This is a genomic window from Streptomyces sp. JNUCC 63 (assembly GCF_054366325.1).
This window is the reverse complement of record NZ_CM135963.1, coordinates 2,498,104-2,515,570: the sequence shown is the minus strand read 5'-3', so window position 1 is coordinate 2,515,570 and position 17,467 is coordinate 2,498,104. Positions and strand designations below refer to the sequence as shown.

Below are 17,467 nucleotides of genomic sequence, written 5' to 3'. Positions count from 1 at the left end.
CGAACGACCGGAATCCGCCCCTAAGGCTAGCCGTCTGACGACTTGCCACCCGACCGGGGTGCCCCCACCGTCGCGCCCGCCTTGACCCCGCCGTCCTTTCCGGACGACGGAGCCTCGAACGACTCCAGCGCCTCCAGGACGTCCTGGACCCGGGAGATCTCGGCGTTGATGTCCTCGCGCCGGCGCACCAGGACCTCCAGCTCGCGCTTGCCCTCCTCGACCGTGCGCCGCGCCTCGCGGATCGCCTCGGCCTTCAGCTCCTCGGCCTCCTTCACGAGCGTCGCCTTCTTCTGCTCGGCCTCCTTCAGCAGCCCCTCGGCCTTCTTCACCGCGGCGATACGCACCTTGCCCGCCTCGGAGTTGGCCTCCGAGACGATCTCCTTGGCCTTGGCCTGCGCCTTGGCCAGCTGCTCCTCGGCCGCCTTGATGAGCGCGTCGCAGCGGTCGCCCGCCGACTTCATCGTCTCGGCGGCCTCGCGGCGGGCCCGCTCGTGCAGCTCCTCGATCTCACTCGTCAGGCGCTCGCGCAGCTCCTCCGCGCGCTCCCGGATCTGGGTCGCGTCCCGGCGGGCGCCGACGAGCAGCTCGTCCGCGTCCGTACGGGCCCTCTCCACCGTCGTGTTGCCCTCGACCCTCGCCTCGGACAGGATCCGGTCGGCCTCCTTGCGGGCCGCGCCCACCATCGTGTCGGCCTGGGACTCCGCGTCCGCCTTCGTCTTGACCGCGCTCGCCTGCGCCTCGGTGAGCAGCTTGTCGGCCTCGGCCGTGGTCTCCGTGATGAGCGTGTCGACCTGCTCGGCGGCCTCCGAACGCCGTTTGTTGGCGTCCCTGCGGGCCTCGTCCAGGGTCCGCTCGGCCTCCGCGCGGGCCGCGGAGACCAGCCGCTCGGCCTCCGCCTCCGCCTCGGCCCCGACCCGCTCGGACTCCTTGCGGATCCGCTCGGCGTGCGCCTGCGCGGAGCCGACCGTCTCGGCGGCCTCGGCACGCAGCCGCTCCGCGTCCCCGGTGGCGTCCGAGATCAGCTTCTCCGCCTTGGCGACGGACTCGACCCGGACCCGGTCCGCCTCCGCGACCGTCTCCGACTGCAGCCGCTCCGCTTCCGACCGGGCCTCGGAGATGAGCGTGTCCGCCTGGGTCGCCGCGTCCGAGCGGATGCGGTTGGCGTCCTCGCGGGCCTCCGCGCGGGTGCGCGAGGCGTCCTGCTCGGCCTGCGCGATGGCGTCGGAGGCCTCCGTGCGCACCCGCTGGGCGTGCTCGGCGACATCGGCGCGGATCCGGTCCGCCTCCGCGATCGCCTCGGACACCGTGCGCTCGGCCAGCGCGTTGGCGGCCTCGGTCTCCTCCTGCGCCTCGCGCCGCAGCCGGCCCGCGTCCTCACTGGCCCGCTCCCGCTCGGCGTAGGCATCGGCGCGGACCCGGTCCGCCTCCTCCTGGGCCTCCCGGCGGGTACGGTCCGCCGCGTGCTCGGCGGCCGAACGCAGCCCGGCGATCTCCTCCTGCGCCTGCTCGTGCAGCCCGGCCACGGAGTCCCGTACCTGCTGGGCGTGGAGTTCGGCGGCGGACACCATCTCGGTGGCGCGCCGGTCGGCCTCCTCCACCAGACGGGTGGCCTCGGCCTGCGCCTCCTCCACGCGCTTGCGCGCGGAGGCCAGCAGCTCCTCGCTCTGCTCGCGGGCCCGCTCGCGCTCCTGGTCGGCCTCGTCGCGCGCGGCACCGAGGAGTTCCTCGGCCTCGCGGCGGCGCCGGGCCGCCTCCTCCTGGGCGGCGGCCAGCGTCTCGGACGCCTCCGTGCCCAGCCGCTCGGCCGCGGCCCGGGCCTCCGCGCGGACCCGGTCCGCGGTGTCCTGGGCCTCCGTCTTGAGCCGCTCGGCCTCCGCCGCGGCCTCCGACCGCAGCCGTACGGCGACGGCCTCGCCCTCCGCGCGGGAGGCGGACGCGTCGGCGGCGGCCTCGGTGCGCAGCCGCTCGGCCTCCGTCTCCGCCTGCTGCTGCAGCGTCCGGATCCGCTCGGCGGCCTCGCCGCGCAGCCGCTCGGCCTCCTCCGAGGCCTCACGGCGGATGCGGGACGCCTCCTCGCGGGCGTCGGCCAGCGCCTGCTCGGCGGCGGCGAGGCGCTCCTCGGCCTCGGTGTGCAGCCGGGTGAGCTCCTCGGTGGCCTCCGCCCGCCGGGCCGCCACCGCCTGCTCGGTCTCCTCGCGCAGCTCGCGCGCGGCCCGCTCGGCGTCCGCCCGGACCGACTCGGCCTGCTCGGCGGCCTCCTCGCGGTGCCGCTCGGCCTCCTTGCGGGTGCGCTCCAGGGTCTCCTCGGCCTGCCGGCGCAGCGTGGTGGCCCGCTCGATGGCCTCGGTGCGGACCTTCTCGCTGTCGCTCTGCGCGGTGGAGCGCAGCTCGTCGGCGTCCGCCTTGGCCTTGGCCAGCAGCTCCTCGGCGGACTTGGCCGCCTCCTCGATCTGCACCACGGCCTCGCGCCGGGCCTCGGCGCGGATCCGCTCGCCCTCGGCGACCGCGTCGGCCCGCAGCTGCTCGGCCTCGCCGCGCAGCCGGCGGGCCTCCTCCTGCAGCTCGACCGTCTTGGCGCGGTACTCCTTGGTGTCGTCCTTGGCTGCGCCCTTGAGCTGCTCGGCGATGCTCTGCGCCTCGGCGCGCAGCCGGTCGGCCTCGGCCTCGGCCTCCTTGCGGATCCGCTCGGCCTCCTCGGCCGCGGCCCCGGTGGTCCGCCGGGCGTCCTCCGACGCCCTGTTCAGCACGTCCTCGGCGGTCTTCGCCGCCTTGGACAGCTGGGTCGCGCTCTCCTCGGCGGTGATCGTACGGGCCTTCTCGGCGGCCTCCGCGACGATCTTCTCCGCCTCGGCACGGGCGTCCGCGACCAGCTGCTCGGCCTCGGACTTGGTGGTCTCGGCCTCCTTGGTGGCCTCCTCGACCAGCCGGGCGACCTGCTCCTTGGCCGTGCGCGTGCGCTGCTCGTTGGCCGCCTCGGCACTGGTCAGCGCCTTCGACGCGGACTCCTCGGCCTCGGCGACCAGCTTCTCCGCCTCGGTCTGCGCCTTGCGCAGCGCCTCCTCGGCCTCGGCCATGCGCTGCTCGGCGGCCCGGCTCAGCTCGGCGGCCTGGCGGCGGGCGGCGTCCGACTCGCTCACCGTGGAGCTGCGCAGCTGCTCGGCGTGGTCGGTGGCCTCCTGGGCCTGGGTGGAGGCGGCGTTCAGCAGCCGCTCGGCGTCGGTGCGGGCGCGGCGCAGGATCTGCTCGGCCTCCGCGCGGGCCGCCTCGGCCTCGCTCTGCAGCCGCTGCCGGGCCTCCGCGGCCAGCCGCTCGGCCTCCGCGCGGGCGGCGGCCATCGCCTGTTCGGCCTCCGCGCGGGACTCGTCGAGCAGGCGGCGGGCCTGCTGCTCGGTGCGGGCGCGCAGCTGCTCGGCCCACGCCACGTTCTCGTTGACGTGCGACTCGACGGTCTGCCGGCGCTCGGCGAGTTCCTGGTCGAGCTGCTGGCGGCGGGTCACCGCCTCCTGATGCAGCTCGGCCTGCAGCCGCGCGGCCTGCTCGGCGTGCTCCTGGAGGATGCGCTGGGTCTGCGTCCGGGCCTGGCTCAGCTCGCGCTCGGCATCCGCGCGGATCTGGTCGGCCTGCATCTGCGCGTTGCGCAGCAACTGCTCGGCCTGGTAGCCGATGTCGGCGCTGTCGTAGGCGGGCCGGGACATGATGGTGCGGCGCGCCTCGTGCAGCTTGGCGCGCAGCACCTCGACCTGGTAGCCGAGGTCATCGGCGTGCTGGATCGCCTTTTCCCGCTCGGTCTTCAGCCGCTCCATCTCGGCCTCGAACCGAGAGAGGTGGTCGACGTCAGCCGCCGGCTCTCGCTCCTGGCGTTCGTAGCCCCGCACTGCGCGGTCCCATCCGTCCCCTGGTCGCAAGCCTGTCCAAACGAGCTCCGTCCATCCGCCGAACGGGGCCCCCGGGGAATGGTGTCAGATCAACGGCGGAGCACGGGCTGCTGCCCCGACGCACGTCCCCCGAAACCCGGACCCCGGAAAGCGGCCGTACCCGCTTGGGACACGACCGCCCCCAACCCTACCGGCCCTTTTGTACGTGGGTCAGTGCCCAGCCGACTCAACAGGCGCTGAAGTGACCAGTTCTGTCAGCACACCGTGACAATCCTTGGGGTGCAGGAAGGTGATCCGTGACCCCATGGAGCCACGTCGCGGCTCGTCGTACAGAACGCGTACGCCCTTGGCGCGGACGTCCGCGGCCTCTGCGTCGACATCTGCCGTACCGAAGGCGATGTGGTGCACGCCCTCGCCGTTCTTCGCGAGCCACTTGGCGACGGTGGAGTCCTCGCGGGTGGGCTCGAGAAGCTGCAGGTAGGACGCCCCGCCGTCGGACGTCTCGTTGATCTTGAGCATGGCCTCGCGCACGCCCTGCTCCTCATTGACCTCGGTGTGGAACACCTCGAAGCCGTACGTGGCCCGGTAGAACTCGACGGTCGCGTCGAGGTCGTGGCAGGCGATCCCGATGTGGTCGATTCGCGTCAGCATGGATTCAGTGCAGCGCGCATCGGGTGGTTACGCAACGTGCGCGCGATCACACTCGCCGCCGGATGACGGGGTGGACTACCCCTCAGTACATTCGAAGTAAACCCTCGTTCACTCCTCGGCTCTCCAGCCGGAAGGGGATCGCAGCTCATGACTTCTGGAACCTCAGGAACGTCCGGAACGAACAGCTCGGTGATCGTCGCGGGCGCCCGTACGCCCATGGGACGACTGCTCGGCTCGCTCAAGTCCTTCTCGGGAGCCGACCTCGGCGGCTTCGCGATCAAGGCCGCCCTCGACCGTGCGGGGATCGGGGGCGACCAGGTGCAGTACGTCATCATGGGGCAGGTGCTCCAGGCCGGGACGGGACAGATCCCGGCACGCCAGGCCGCGGTCAAGGCCGGCATCCCGATGAGCGTCCCGGCGCTCACCATCAACAAGGTCTGTCTGTCCGGCCTGGACGCCATCGCGCTGGCCGACCAGCTGATCCGCGCGGGTGAATTCGACGTGGTCGTCGCCGGCGGCCAGGAGTCCATGACCAACGCCCCCCACCTGCTGCCCAAGTCCCGCGAGGGCTACAAGTACGGCGCCGTCCAGGTGCTGGACGCCATGGCCCACGACGGCCTGACCGACTCCTTCGAGGGCATCGCCATGGGCGAGTCGACGGAGAAGCACAACACCCGCCTGGGCATCGAGCGCGCCGAGCAGGACGAGATCGCCGCCCTGTCCCACCAGCGGGCCGCCGCCGCGCAGAAGAACGGCGTCTTCGAGGCCGAGATCACCCCGGTGGAGATCCCGCAGCGCAAGGGCGACCCGGCCCTGTTCAGCAAGGACGAGGGCATCCGCGGCGACACCACCGCGGAGTCGCTGGGCAAGCTGCGCCCGGCCTTCGCCAAGGACGGCACGATCACGGCCGGCTCCTCCTCGCAGATCTCCGACGGCGCCGCCGCCGTGGTCGTGATGAGCAAGGCCAAGGCGCAGGAGCTGGGCCTGGACTGGATCGCCGAGATCGGCGCCCACGGCAATGTGGCGGGACCGGACAACTCCCTGCAGTCCCAGCCGTCCAACGCGATCCTGCACGCCCTGAAGAAGGAGGGCCTGGAGGTCTCCGACCTCGACCTCATCGAGATCAACGAGGCGTTCGCCGCGGTCGCCGTGCAGTCAATGAAGGACCTCGGCGTGTCCACCGAAAAGGTGAACGTGAACGGTGGTGCGATCGCTCTGGGTCACCCGATCGGGATGTCCGGCGCCCGTCTCGTACTGCACCTGGCCCTGGAGCTGAAGCGGCGCGGCGGCGGGGTCGGCGCGGCCGCGCTGTGCGGCGGCGGCGGTCAGGGTGACGCGCTGATCGTCCGGGTACCGAAGGCGTAACGGGTACCGAAGGCGCAAGCCCCCTTTCGACCGACCCCTCTCGTACGACCCCCTCGTACGCGCACGGCGTACGAGGATCACGTGAACGGAGCTGTGATGCAGGACGTCTCCTCTCTGGTGGCCCAGGCCAGGGAAGGCCGGCCGAGGGCCGTGGCCCGGCTGATCTCCTTGGTGGAGGGGGCGTCCCCGCAGTTGCGGGAGGTCATGCGGACGCTCGCGCCCCTGACCGGCAACGCCTACGTCGTCGGCCTCACCGGCTCCCCGGGCGTGGGCAAGTCGACGTCCACCTCGGCGCTGGTGACGGCGTACCGCAAGCAGGGCAAGCGGGTCGGCGTCCTGGCCGTCGACCCGTCCTCGCCCTTCTCCGGCGGCGCCCTGCTCGGCGACCGCGTCCGCATGTCGGAGCACGCCTCCGACCCGGGCGTCTACATCCGCTCCATGGCCACCCGCGGTCACCTGGGCGGCCTCGCCTGGGCCGCCCCGCAGGCGATCCGCGTGCTGGACGCGGCGGGCTGCGACGTGATCCTGGTCGAGACGGTCGGCGTGGGCCAGTCGGAGGTGGAGATCGCCTCCCAGGCGGACACCTCGGTCGTCCTGCTGGCCCCGGGCATGGGCGACGGCATCCAGGCGGCCAAGGCCGGCATTCTGGAGATCGGCGACGTCTTCGTCGTCAACAAGGCCGACCGTGACGGCGCGGACGCCACCGCCCGCGAGCTGAACCACATGCTGGGCCTCGGCGAGGCCCGCGGCCCCGGCGACTGGCGCCCGCCCATCGTCAAGACGGTGGCGGCCCGCGCCGAGGGCGTCGACGAGGTCGTGGAGGCCCTGGAGAAGCACCGCGCCTGGATGGAGGAGCGAGGCATCCTGGCGGAGCGGCGCCGGGCCCGTGCCGCCCGTGAGGTGGAGACGATCGCGGTCACGGCCCTCCGCGAACGCATCGGCGACCTCCACGGCGACCGCCGCCTGACCGCTCTCGCGGAGAGGATCGTGGCGGGAGAGCTGGACCCGTACGGCGCGGCGGACGAACTGGTGGCGGGCCTGACAAACGCCTAGGCGGCTGCGGGCAAGAACAACGGGCGGGGCTCCTTGGGGCCCCGCCTGCCTGCTCTGTGCGGCGGTGTTGGTGCCAGGGGTGGGTGCGCTCACCCGCGCCGGCGGGGTACCTCCCCCGAGCTCTTCGAGCAGGGGGTACCCCCAGCGCTCACCCTCCCCCAGGCTCTCGGCTTCGCTCGAGCACTGGGGGAGGCACGACTGCCCGCAGGCCGGGCAACAGTGCTACATCCGGCCCCGCTGGTCCCGCAGGTGTTCGGCGACCGGCTTCAGCGCCTTGTCCAGCTCCATCAGCGCCTCGGGGTCCAGCAGATCGATGAAATGCCTCCGCACGGACGCCACGTGATGCGGCGCGACCTTCTGCATGGTCTCCAAGCCGTGCTCGGTGAGGACCGCGTACAGCCCCCGGCGGTCGGACTCGCAGTTCTCACGGCGCACCAGATTCGCGTTCTCCATACGCGTGATCTGGTGCGAGAGGCGGCTCTTGGACTGGAGGGTGGCGGACGCGAGGTCGCTCATCCGCATCCGTACGTCCTCCGACTCGGAGAGATTCACCAGGATCTCGTAGTCGTTCATTGTCAGGCCGAACGGCTGCAGGTCCTTTTCGAGCTGGTACGTCAACAGCCTGTTGACCTCCAGGTGGGTGCGCCAGGCGCACTGCTCCGCATCGGTCAGCCAGCGCGTGGCCGTCTCGGTCTCCATGAATGAAGTCTACCTAAGAAGTTGAAAGGCGAACTAGTGAGGGTGGTGTGACTGTGCGCACGCGTTCGAAGTCACACTCCGCAGACTACCGCTCACAGCCCGAAGCGACGCTGGAGCCCTCCCAGCTGTCCGGGAAGGCTCGGTGCGCCGGCTTGCTGTCCGCCGGTTCTGGACACCCTCCCGGCTCCGGGTACCCCGGGCTCGTCCGGGAGTACCCCCGCGGCCTGCTCGGCCATGAGGGTCTCGCTCGACTGCAGCAGGACCGTGCCGGCTCCCACGAACTCGAACTGATGCTCCTCTCCGGAGACCGGCCCGAGGCCCGTCATCGCACGTAGACCGCCCCATACGCCGGTCAGGTACCCGTGGTCGTAGTGATGGCACGGGGACGGGCAGTCGGCCCATCCGACGAGCGCCTGCGGGTCCACCCGGATCGGGGGTTCCATGAACACCACCGGCCCGTTGGACGCGGCCACGAACTTCCCGGTTCCGATGAGCGTCAGAAAGCCCGGCACGATCGACTGTTTGAGTGCGAGAGTTGGCTGAAAAGCGAGCAGATTGCCGGAGCGAATGGTCAGATTGCCGTCGTCCAGGTCGAAGGAGTTGACATCGAAGGCCCGGTCGGCGAGCAGCATCCGCCCCGAACCCTCGGCCACCACCCAGTCGCTCGCGTGCAGAGGCGAATGAAAGGCGGTACGGACCAGACGGTCCAGCCGGCCGTGCCCGATGCCGTTGAACTCGATCGACCCGTAGTAGGCGATCATCTTCCCCTTCTGCAGGAACCACTGGCTCCCCTTGAGGTCCACGCAGAAGGTGTACGGGTTCACGTTGTCGTCGGCCGGCAGGGTCGTCGGGTCGTGGACCACGGGCCCGGCACCGGGCGTTCCGTACGCGCTCACAGCTTCTCCTCCGACGCCTGGACGTAGACCATGCCGTTGCCGCTCAGCTCCAGCTGGAAGCCCTCCCCGGAGCCGCGGCCCACCATCTCGCGCCAGCCCAGCGCGGTGGACAGCTTGTTGCGGACGTCGCCGTGATGGGCGACGTAGGCCTGCGGGTCGACATGCACCGGACGCTGCGGGGTGATCGGCAGCTCGAAGACGCCGCCGTGCGCCATCACGACCACCGCCCCATGGCCCCTCAGCGTGGTCGTGAACAGCCCCTGACCCGTCACCTGGCCCCGCACCATGCCCATGACCCCGCCCTGCGAGCCCATGAACATCGTCCCCTGCTCGAGCGTGCCCTCGAAGGCGAGCAGCCGGTCCGCCTCCACATACAGCGTGTCACCCGTCAGGCCGATCACGTGCACATGATGGCCGCCGTGCCCGAAGTAGGCCGTGCCACTGCCCTCCACGGTCATCAGCGGGGTGGCCTCGCCCGCCACCCGGCGCCCGATCATCGACATCAGACCGCCCTGACCGCCCTGGATGTTGGGAGTGAAGGAGACATCGCCCTTGTAGGCGAGCATCGCCCCGCGCTGACTGAACAGCCGCTGCCCCGGTACGACCGTCGCCTCGACCATCCTGGAGTTGATCTCACGGAACGCCATCTCACACATCACCCGCGATCGTGTTCCGCTCGCTCGGCTGCACGTACACCAGCCCGTCCCCCTCGAACCGGATCTGGAAGGCCTCTCCGCCGCCCTCCCCGAGGAAGGTGCGGAAGGTCACACCGGACTGGAAGGACTGCCGCACGTTCCCCTGATGCGCGATGTACGCCCCCGGATCGACGATCAACGGATACTGCGGGCTCACCCTGAGCACGACCGCCGGCCCGTCCGACATGATCGCCACCTGCCCGTGTCCCTCGACCGTGGTCGTGAACAGCCCGTTGCCCTGCGAGGCGCCACGCAGGCCGGTGAACGTGGTCCCCGTCCTCAGCCCGGCCTCCGTCACGAGCAGATTGCTCGACTCGACGTACAACTTGTCCCCGGACAGCCGCACAAGATTGATCTCCGACGCCCGATCGGCGAACCAGCAGGTCCCCTGCCCCCGCACCTCCATCACGGTCATCTGCTCACCGGTGAGCCGCCGGGTCACCATGCCGCGCAGGCCCTCGCCACCACCGGTCAGCCTCTTGAAGGACATCTGTCCGTCGTACGCGACCATCGACCCGTTCTTCGCCTTCACGGCGTCCCCGGTCATGTCGACGGCGAGCACTCTGCTGCCTTGAAGTCGGAACATCGTCACGAAGCGACGGTAGCGGCGGACGGGGGAGGCGGACAGGGTCCGCGAGGGAGAACGACCCTGATCGCACCCTTAAGGGTCGGCCGCGCCCACCCCCCTCCCCGCCCTCACCCGACGATTTGCCACAATGGACGAATGCTTGTGCTCACATTCACAAGCTGCGTCAGCCCGTCTCCCACCGAAGGTGACCCGTGGACATCAAGACCGCCACCGCCCTCCGCCGCCTCCGCCTGGTCTCCGGCCCAGAGGCGGTCTCCTTCCTCCTGCTCCTGGTCTGCTCGGTCCTGAAGCGGACCACGGACTTCAACGCGGTGCCCGTGATGGGCGCGATCCACGGCATCCTGTTCATCCTGTACGTGATCTTCTGGGCCGACGCGTGGAACCGGGCGAAGTGGTCGTTCAAGACCGCCGCCCTCTACTTCGTCCTCTCGGTCCTGCCGACCGGCGGCTTCTTCGCCGAGCGCAAGCTCAAGCGGGAGGCCGAGGACGCGGTGATCGCCTCCCGCGCCCGCCACGAAGGAGTCGTGAACGCGTGATCGTCGCCTTCTCCGTGACGCCGCTGGGCGTCGGTGAGGACGTGGGTTCCCATGTGGCCGACGCGGTCCGGGTCGTCCGCGAGTCCGGCCTCCCCAACCGCACCGACGCGATGTTCACCTCCATCGAGGGCGAGTGGGACGAGGTCATGGACGTCGTGAAACGCGCCGTAGCCGCGGTGGAGGCACGTGCTCCGCGGGTCTCCCTGGTCCTCAAGGCGGACATCCGCCCCGGCGTGACGGACGGTCTCACGGCCAAGGTGGAGACGGTCGAGAGGCACCTCGCGGACTAGGCACCCGGCGTTGCTCTGTGGGGATGGGTGCGCTCACCCGCGCTCGCGGGGTGCCGCTGCGCCCACCCGTGCCGCCGGCGGCACGACTGCCCGCAGCTGTGCGGGCCCGCACCCGCGTGATGGCGGAAGGGGTCGTGGTCTGCCTCACGCTGCTGCCGTACCTCGGCTACACCCTGCACCCGAACCTCCCCGTCTTCCTCCTCCTGCTATCGGGCGCCGGGGCGGCGTACAGGCTGGGCCTGGACCATTGACATCCTCCCCCTCTCAAAAGAGGGGGATTCCAACCCGGGTGGGTTGAGGTTCACGGGCGCTCGAGCGGCCGGTGGCCGCTGTCGCCCCTCCGGCACCGGCTGATCGCCGGGGGCGGAGGATCCCGCCCTTTCTAGCTTGACAATGGGACCATGAAGCACATAAACGTGCGACTTCCCGACGATCTGCACGACCAGGCGAAGGCCGCCGCCGCCGACGACGACCGCTCCCTGAACTCGTGGCTCGTCGCCGTTGTGCGACGCACCGTGGAGTCGGGCGGGACACCGAGCCGCCCCGGCGGCGATCCGGCCACCCCTGCCCCGCCACGCGGGAGCCGGCACTTCCCCCGGCCCTGAAGGACCCGGCCCCTGCCCGGAACGATTGGTGGTTCGTGCGGGCCGTGCCGGAGGAGCTGCGCGGCCGGGCGATGACGCTGCTCACCGCCGGGCTCATGACGATCCAGGGGGTGGGCATGGCGCTGGCCGGGGTGGCGGCGGAGTTCGCCGGGGTGACGGCCACGGTGGCGGGTACCGGCGTGCTGGGGACGGCCTGCTGCGCCTGTCTCGCCGTGGCCGCCCGCAGGACCGAAAGGCGAGACAGAGCTGACCACGATATGACCGACGGGTAGGGTCTGGTGACGTGCCGAAGCCCCTCAGTCTCCCCTTCGACCCCATCGCCCGTGCCGACGAGCTCTGGAAGCAGCGCTGGGGAAACGTACCCTCCATGGCCGCGATCACCTCGATCATGCGTGCCCACCAGATCCTGCTGGCCGAGGTCGACGCGGTGGTCAAGCCGTACGGGCTGACGTTCGCGCGCTACGAGGCCCTGGTGCTGCTCACGTTCTCCAAGGCCGGCGAGCTGCCGATGTCCAAGATCGGCGAGCGCCTGATGGTCCACCCCACATCCGTGACGAACACGGTGGACCGCCTGGTCAAGTCCGGCCTGGTGGCCAAGCGCCCCAACCCCAACGACGGGCGCGGCACGCTCGCCGTCATCACCGACAAGGGCCGCGAGGTGGTCGAGTCGGCCACCCGCGACCTGATGGCGATGGACTTCGGACTCGGGGCCTACGACGCCGAGGAGTGCGCGGAGATCTTCGCGATGCTGCGCCCGCTGCGGATCGCCGCGCACGACTTCGAGGAGGACTGACGCGAGAGGCGACCCGGGGCAAGATCTCCCGGAACGGGCGGTTACGCTCGTCTCCATGAAACGAAGCGTGCTGACCCGCTACCGTGTCATGGCCTACGTCACTGGTGTGCTGCTGGTCCTGCTGGTTCTCGGCATGATCGGCAAGTACATGCTCGGCATCAACGGCGCGGCGGACTTCACGCGCCTGGTGGGCATCGCGCACGGCTGGCTGTACGTCGTCTACCTCATCTTCGCCTTCGACCTGGGCTCCAAGGCGAAGTGGCCGGTCGCCAAGCAGTTGTGGGTCCTGCTGGCCGGGACCATCCCGACCGCCGCCTTCTTCGTCGAGCGCAGGATCACCCACGAGCTGGAGTCCAAGCTCGCGCAGGACGAGGCTCCCGCGGTCGCCGAGGCGTAACCACACCGCCGTACGAACGCCGTACGGCGGTCAGCCGTCGACATTTACTTGGACGTCCTAGTAAATTCGAGGGTATGGACGCTGACGCCATCGAGGAAGGCCGCCGCCGCTGGCAGGCCCGGTACGACACCGCACGCAAGCGCGACGCGGACTTCACCACGCTCTCCGGCGACCCCGTGGAGCCGGTGTACGGACCCCGACCCGGGGACAGGTACGAGGGCTTCGAGCGGATCGGCTGGCCCGGGGAGTACCCCTTCACCCGCGGTCTGTACCCGACCGGCTACCGAGGGCGCACCTGGACGATCCGGCAGTTCGCCGGGTTCGGCAACGCCGAGCAGACCAACGAGCGCTACAAGATGATCCTCGGCAACGGCGGAGGCGGGCTCTCGGTCGCCTTCGACATGCCGACGCTCATGGGCCATGACTCCGACGACCCGCGCTCGCTGGGCGAGGTCGGCCACTGCGGGGTGGCGATCGACTCGGCGGCCGACATGGAGGTGCTGTTCAGGGACATCCCGCTCGGCGACGTCACCACCTCCATGACGATCAGCGGGCCGGCCGTCCCCGTCTTCTGCATGTACCTGGTCGCCGCCGAGCGCCAGGGCGTGGACGCCTCCGTCCTCAACGGCACGCTCCAGACGGACATCTTCAAGGAGTACATCGCGCAGAAGGAGTGGCTCTTCCAGCCCGAGCCGCACCTGCGCCTCATCGGCGACCTGATGGAGTACTGCGCCTCCCGCATCCCCGCCTACAAGCCGCTGTCGGTCTCCGGCTACCACATCCGCGAGGCGGGGGCGACGGCCGCACAGGAGCTGGCGTACACGCTGGCGGACGGCTTCGGGTACGTCGAGCTGGGGCTGAGCCGAGGCCTGGACGTCGACGTCTTCGCGCCCGGCCTGTCCTTCTTCTTCGACGCGCACGTCGACTTCTTCGAGGAGATCGCCAAGTTCCGCGCGGCGCGCAGGATCTGGGCGCGGTGGATGCGGGACGTGTACGGCGCGAAGTCCGAGAAGGCGCAGTGGCTGCGCTTCCACACGCAGACCGCGGGAGTCTCGCTGACCGCCCAGCAGCCGTACAACAACGTCGTGCGCACGGCCGTGGAGGCGCTCGCGGCGGTGCTCGGCGGCACCAACTCGCTGCACACCAACGCGCTCGACGAGACCCTCGCGCTGCCCAGCGAGCAGGCCGCGGAGATCGCGCTGCGCACCCAGCAGGTGCTGATGGAGGAGACGGGTGTCGCCAACGTCGCCGATCCGCTGGGCGGTTCGTGGTACGTCGAGCAGCTGACGGACCGGATCGAGGCGGACGCGGAGAAGATCTTCGAGCAGATCAAGGAGCGGGGGCTGCGGGCGCACCCCGACGGGCAGCACCCGATCGGGCCGATCACGTCCGGGATCCTGCGAGGGATCGAGGACGGGTGGTTCACGGGGGAGATCGCGGAGTCGGCGTTCCGGTACCAGCGGGCGCTGGAGAAGGGCGACAAGAAGGTCGTCGGGGTGAACGTCCACACCGGGTCGGTGACCGGGGATCTGGAAATCCTGCGGGTGAGCCATGAGGTGGAGCGGGAGCAGGTCCGGGTGCTGGGTGAGCGCAGGGCCGGGCGGGACGAGGCCGCTGTGCGCTCAGCACTGGACGGGATGCTGAGCGCTGCGCGCTCCGGGGCGAACATGATCGAGCAGATGCTCGAAGCGGTGCGTGCCGAGGCGACGTTGGGCGAGATCTGTGGCGCGCTGCGGGAGGAGTGGGGGGTGTACACAGAGCCTGCGGGATTCTAGTGACCGGAGTTGGGGTGGGCGCCGGGTGGGTGTGCCTGCCCGCGCTTGCGGGGAGGCGCGACTGCCCGCAGCTACGACGAGGTGAGTCCCAGCAACAGCACCCGCGTGAAGTTCCGTACCCAGTCCTCGTCCGCCGGTTCCGCACTGACCAGGGTGCGGTGGACCACCGCGCCCGCGACCATGTCGAAGATCAGGTCGGCTGTGCGGGCGGCTTCTTCCGGGGCCGGTTCCGGGGGGAGTTCGCCGCGGGCCTGGGCGCGGGCGCGGCCCTCCAGGACCAGGCGTTTCTGGCGGTCGACGATGGAGGTGCGGATACGCTCCCGCAGGGCCTCGTCGCGGGTGGACTCGGCGACCACCGCCATCAGGCCGCTCCTGGCCTCCGGGCGGGCCAGGAGCGCCGCGAACTGCAGGACCACGCCCTCGATGTCGGCGGCGAGACTGCCGCGGTCGGGGAGGCGGAGTTCGTCGAAGAGCTCGGCGACGGCGTCGACGACGAGTTCGTTCTTGCCCGCCCAGCGGCGGTACAGCGTCGTCTTCGCGACCCCGGCCCTGGTGGCCACGTCCCCCAGGGTGAGTTTGGACCAGCCCAGCTCGACCAGGGCCGCCCGGGTGGCGGCCAGGATCGCCGCGTCCGCGGCGGCGCTGCGCGGGCGGCCGACGCGGGCGGACTGGGTGCGGCTCTGCATGCCATGACCCTAACCGGCTGATCCTGCGCGGTCGTGAGGGAGATCACCGGGGTGGGGTTTCGCGGATGCACTCAGCGCCATTACGCTACGGGTCGTAGCGAAAGCGTGGGCGTGAGCCCGCGCCCGAGCGACGACCACGCACGACGACCATCAGGCGCCCGGTGGGGACCCGGCGCCGAACCGTACACCGCTGTTTTCACATGCGCGCGCCGAACGGGGGAGGATAGACGCATGCAGCCACGGAACATGTCCATGAGCGGAGTCGTCGACCTCGCCGCGGTGAAAGCGGCCCAGGAGGCAAAGGCGAAAGCGGAGCAGGTGCGCGCGCAAGCGGCCAGGGAGGGCGGCGCGGGGGCGGTCTCCCCGGCCGATCTCGTCATCGACGTCGGGGAGGCCACGTTCGAGCGCGACGTTTTGCAGCGCTCTGCCGAGGTGCCCGTCGTCATCGACTTCTGGGCCGAATGGTGTCAGCCCTGCAAGCAGCTGAGCCCGGTCCTGGAGCGGCTGGCCGTCGAGTACGACGGACGCTTTCTCCTCGCCAAGATCGACGTCGATGCCAACCAGCTGCTGATGCAGCAGTTCGGAGTCCAGGGAATCCCCGCGGTCTTCGCGGTGGTCGCGGGCCAGGCCCTGCCCCTGTTCCAGGGGGCCGCGGGCGAGGCGCAGATCCGGCAGACGCTGGACCAGTTGGTGCAGGTCGCCGAGCAGCGCTTCGGGCTGACCGGCCTGACCGTCGATCCGGACGCCGAGCCGGGCGGCCAGGCGGCCCCGCAGGTCCCGGCCGGCCCGTACGACTCGCTGCTGAACGCGGCCGCGCAGGCCCTGGACGCCGGTGACCTGGGCGGCGCCGTCCAGGCGTACAAGAACGTACTGGCCGACGACCCGGCCCACCCGGAGGCCAAACTGGGCCTCGCCCAGGCTGAGTTGCTCCAGCGGGTGCAGGATGCGGACCCGCAGCGGGTGCGGAAGGAGGCGGCCGAGAGGCCGACCGACGTACAGGCGCAGATCGCCGCCGCCGACCTGGACCTGGTGGGCGGGCACGTCGAGGACGCGTTCGGGCGGCTCATCGAGACCGTGCGGCGCACCGCCGGTGAGGACCGGGACGCGGCGCGGCTGAGGCTGCTGGAGCTCTTCGAGGTCGTGGGGGCCGAGGACCCGCGGGTGACGGCGGCGCGCCGGGCGTTGGCGCGGGCGCTGTTCTGAGCCGGGCTCCGGCCCGGGTTCCGGTCCGGGTGTCCGGGTCAAGGGCCTTGTGCTGACCAGTCGTTAAACGCCAGGGCCTGTGATGCCCGAGTGAAAGATTGGCCGACGAGGCGTCAATGCGGCCGCGCTTTACCAAAACTTGGTAAACGCGGCCGCTGTTACTGGGAGTAAGTCGAGGGCATGGTTCTGCCCGGTTCCGTCCAAGGGTCAACCGTTTTGTTCTGCCCTGTGTTGCCACCGAGTGTCGCCATCCGGGACCGGTGAGTCGTGTCCCGGTGATCCGGCCGTTACTAGCCAGTAACGAACCCCCTTGTGCGGGCGGCGAGAATGCACCACGATCGGCGACGCTCGGTCCGTTCCCGTAATCCCGGCAGCCGGTCGGGGCGCGGGGTGTCTGGGTCCCCACCGAGCAGGGCCGGCGGCAGTGGCGCCGTCCCTTGGGCAGGGGGGTCTTCGCTTTGCGGCGGAGCCTGTCCAGCAAGGTTGTGCGTGATGTGTGTCAGGCGCGACCAGTGGTTGTCGCTCGGGGGTGATCGCCGGTGATTCGGACGTGGTTCGCGCCACCGAGCACGGGCGCTCTCCTTCCCGAGGGCGTAGCACTTCTCCCATCCCTGCCCGGCCGAGCCGCCGACCGGCGGCGAGCCGGAAGCAGGAGATGTACGTCCGAGAAGGAGGAAATATGGAGTCCCAGGTGCGTGGCGGGACCAGATGGAAGCGGTTCGCTGTGGTCATGGTGCCCAGCGTGGCCGCCACGGCAGCGATAGGCGTGGCCCTGGCGCAGGGTGCCCTCGCCGCGTCGTTCAGCGTGTCGGGTCAGTCGTTCAAGGTGTCGGCCGACAGGCTGGAAGGTGAGGGGTTCTCTCAGTACGGGGCGGTCGACAAGGGGTACACCCTCGAGGGCAAGGAGACGGTGCACCCCGTCGCTGTGTCGGCGTTCACGGACGCCAAGATCACGAACCTTTGCCAGTCCGTGGTCACCCCGAACGTTCCGGTCTTCGGTTCGGTGAGCCTCATCCTCAAGGCCGGCGGCGGCAAGACCCCGGTCAAGGCCCACAACATCTACATCGACGTCGCCGACCTCCAGGCCGACGCCACGTTCAGCAACATCGACATCGGTGTTGCGGCCAAGGACGCCCGCAAGGGCCCGGGTATGAAGGGCGGCAGCGAGCAGGCCAACCCGTTCGGGTTCGCCCAGCAGGCCGAGAAGGCCACGCTGACCGACGTGAAGCAGACGGCGTGGGCGACCACCGCCGGAACCTTCGAGCTGAGCGGCCTGAAGATGTCGTTGTCGACGAAGGCCAAGGAGTGCTACTAGGCACTCGGTGATGGGCGGGGGAGCCGACGGCGCCCCCGCCCGTT

18 protein-coding genes and 1 pseudogene are annotated in these 17,467 nt (G+C 70.6%); 12 read left to right on the top strand and 7 right to left on the bottom strand.

What is annotated here, in order from left to right:
- Positions 1 to 26: 26 nt before the first annotated feature.
- Both scy and mce read right to left on the bottom strand, forming a co-directional pair.
- Complete coding sequence (scy, locus tag ACX25U_RS11240) at positions 27 to 3,875, bottom strand: polarized growth protein Scy (RefSeq protein WP_454391130.1); 3,849 nt, start codon at positions 3,873 to 3,875, stop codon at positions 27 to 29.
- Positions 3,876 to 4,085: 210 nt separating this feature from the next.
- On the bottom strand, positions 4,086 to 4,526 hold the full coding sequence (gene mce, locus ACX25U_RS11235) for a methylmalonyl-CoA epimerase (protein ID WP_454391128.1): 441 nt from the start codon (positions 4,524 to 4,526) through the stop codon (positions 4,086 to 4,088).
- Positions 4,527 to 4,673: 147 nt separating this feature from the next.
- On the opposite strand from mce, the gene ACX25U_RS11230 reads away from it, so the two are divergent.
- Both ACX25U_RS11230 and meaB read left to right on the top strand, forming a co-directional pair.
- Positions 4,674 to 5,891: an acetyl-CoA C-acetyltransferase gene (locus tag ACX25U_RS11230; RefSeq protein WP_454391127.1), complete on the top strand. Its 1,218-nt coding sequence runs from the start codon at positions 4,674 to 4,676 to the stop codon at positions 5,889 to 5,891.
- 96 nt (positions 5,892 to 5,987) lie between these two features.
- The gene (gene meaB / locus ACX25U_RS11225) at positions 5,988 to 6,944 is read left to right on the top strand and encodes a methylmalonyl Co-A mutase-associated GTPase MeaB (protein WP_454394207.1); all 957 of its coding nucleotides are present in this window, start codon (positions 5,988 to 5,990) and stop codon (positions 6,942 to 6,944) included.
- Positions 6,945 to 7,166: 222 nt separating this feature from the next.
- On the opposite strand, the gene ACX25U_RS11220 is transcribed toward meaB, so the two are convergent.
- The 4 genes from ACX25U_RS11220 to ACX25U_RS11205 all read right to left on the bottom strand — a co-directional run bounded on the left by ACX25U_RS11220 (position 7,167) and on the right by ACX25U_RS11205 (position 9,820).
- On the bottom strand, positions 7,167 to 7,643 hold the full coding sequence (locus ACX25U_RS11220) for a MarR family winged helix-turn-helix transcriptional regulator (RefSeq protein WP_454391125.1): 477 nt from the start codon (positions 7,641 to 7,643) through the stop codon (positions 7,167 to 7,169).
- A gap of 92 nt (positions 7,644 to 7,735) precedes the next feature.
- Positions 7,736 to 8,539, bottom strand: a complete 804-nt coding sequence (locus tag ACX25U_RS11215; RefSeq protein ID WP_454391123.1) for an AIM24 family protein — start codon at positions 8,537 to 8,539, stop codon at positions 7,736 to 7,738.
- Positions 8,536 to 9,186, bottom strand: a complete 651-nt coding sequence (locus ACX25U_RS11210) for an AIM24 family protein (RefSeq protein WP_454391121.1) — start codon at positions 9,184 to 9,186, stop codon at positions 8,536 to 8,538. The genes ACX25U_RS11215 and ACX25U_RS11210 overlap by 4 nt, the downstream gene beginning before the upstream one ends.
- Position 9,187: 1 nt before the next feature.
- Positions 9,188 to 9,820, bottom strand: coding sequence for an AIM24 family protein (locus ACX25U_RS11205; protein WP_454394205.1), 633 nt, complete (start codon positions 9,818 to 9,820; stop codon positions 9,188 to 9,190).
- A 194-nt stretch (positions 9,821 to 10,014) separates the two neighbouring features.
- Between ACX25U_RS11205 and ACX25U_RS11200 the strand changes: the two genes are divergently transcribed.
- From ACX25U_RS11200 to ACX25U_RS11165, 8 genes and pseudogenes are all read left to right on the top strand, one after another.
- Positions 10,015 to 10,359, top strand: coding sequence for a DUF3817 domain-containing protein (locus ACX25U_RS11200; protein WP_454391119.1), 345 nt, complete (start codon positions 10,015 to 10,017; stop codon positions 10,357 to 10,359).
- Entirely contained in the window at positions 10,356 to 10,649 is a 294-nt protein-coding gene (locus tag ACX25U_RS11195; RefSeq protein ID WP_454391117.1) for an MTH1187 family thiamine-binding protein, read from the top strand. The genes ACX25U_RS11200 and ACX25U_RS11195 overlap by 4 nt, the downstream gene beginning before the upstream one ends.
- Positions 10,650 to 10,672: 23 nt before the next feature.
- A complete protein-coding gene (locus ACX25U_RS11190; protein ID WP_454391115.1) occupies positions 10,673 to 10,900 on the top strand; it encodes a hypothetical protein in 228 nt (75 codons plus the stop codon).
- 150 nt (positions 10,901 to 11,050) lie between these two features.
- The gene (locus tag ACX25U_RS11185; protein WP_454391113.1) at positions 11,051 to 11,254 is read left to right on the top strand and encodes a toxin-antitoxin system HicB family antitoxin; all 204 of its coding nucleotides are present in this window, start codon (positions 11,051 to 11,053) and stop codon (positions 11,252 to 11,254) included.
- A gap of 23 nt (positions 11,255 to 11,277) precedes the next feature.
- Positions 11,278 to 11,526 (top strand): annotated as a pseudogene (locus ACX25U_RS11180) (MFS transporter); the annotation flags it as partial.
- A gap of 11 nt (positions 11,527 to 11,537) precedes the next feature.
- On the top strand, positions 11,538 to 12,047 hold the full coding sequence (locus tag ACX25U_RS11175) for a MarR family winged helix-turn-helix transcriptional regulator (RefSeq protein WP_454391111.1): 510 nt from the start codon (positions 11,538 to 11,540) through the stop codon (positions 12,045 to 12,047).
- A 55-nt stretch (positions 12,048 to 12,102) separates the two neighbouring features.
- Positions 12,103 to 12,444 carry a DUF3817 domain-containing protein gene (locus tag ACX25U_RS11170; protein ID WP_454391109.1) on the top strand — a complete coding sequence of 114 codons (342 nt, stop codon included), beginning with the start codon at positions 12,103 to 12,105 and terminating at the stop codon, positions 12,442 to 12,444.
- 74 nt (positions 12,445 to 12,518) lie between these two features.
- Positions 12,519 to 14,219, top strand: a complete 1,701-nt coding sequence (locus tag ACX25U_RS11165) for an acyl-CoA mutase large subunit family protein (RefSeq protein WP_454391107.1) — start codon at positions 12,519 to 12,521, stop codon at positions 14,217 to 14,219.
- Positions 14,220 to 14,290: 71 nt separating this feature from the next.
- Here the strand turns inward: ACX25U_RS11165 and ACX25U_RS11160 are convergent, their stop codons facing one another.
- Entirely contained in the window at positions 14,291 to 14,905 is a 615-nt protein-coding gene (locus ACX25U_RS11160; protein WP_454391105.1) for a TetR/AcrR family transcriptional regulator, read from the bottom strand.
- 231 nt (positions 14,906 to 15,136) lie between these two features.
- Between ACX25U_RS11160 and ACX25U_RS11155 the strand changes: the two genes are divergently transcribed.
- Both ACX25U_RS11155 and ACX25U_RS11150 read left to right on the top strand, forming a co-directional pair.
- Positions 15,137 to 16,108, top strand: a complete 972-nt coding sequence (locus ACX25U_RS11155; RefSeq protein ID WP_454391103.1) for a tetratricopeptide repeat protein — start codon at positions 15,137 to 15,139, stop codon at positions 16,106 to 16,108.
- Positions 16,109 to 16,787: 679 nt separating this feature from the next.
- A complete protein-coding gene (locus ACX25U_RS11150; protein ID WP_454391101.1) occupies positions 16,788 to 17,423 on the top strand; it encodes a DUF6230 family protein in 636 nt (211 codons plus the stop codon).
- The last annotated feature ends 44 nt before the right edge of the window (positions 17,424 to 17,467 follow it).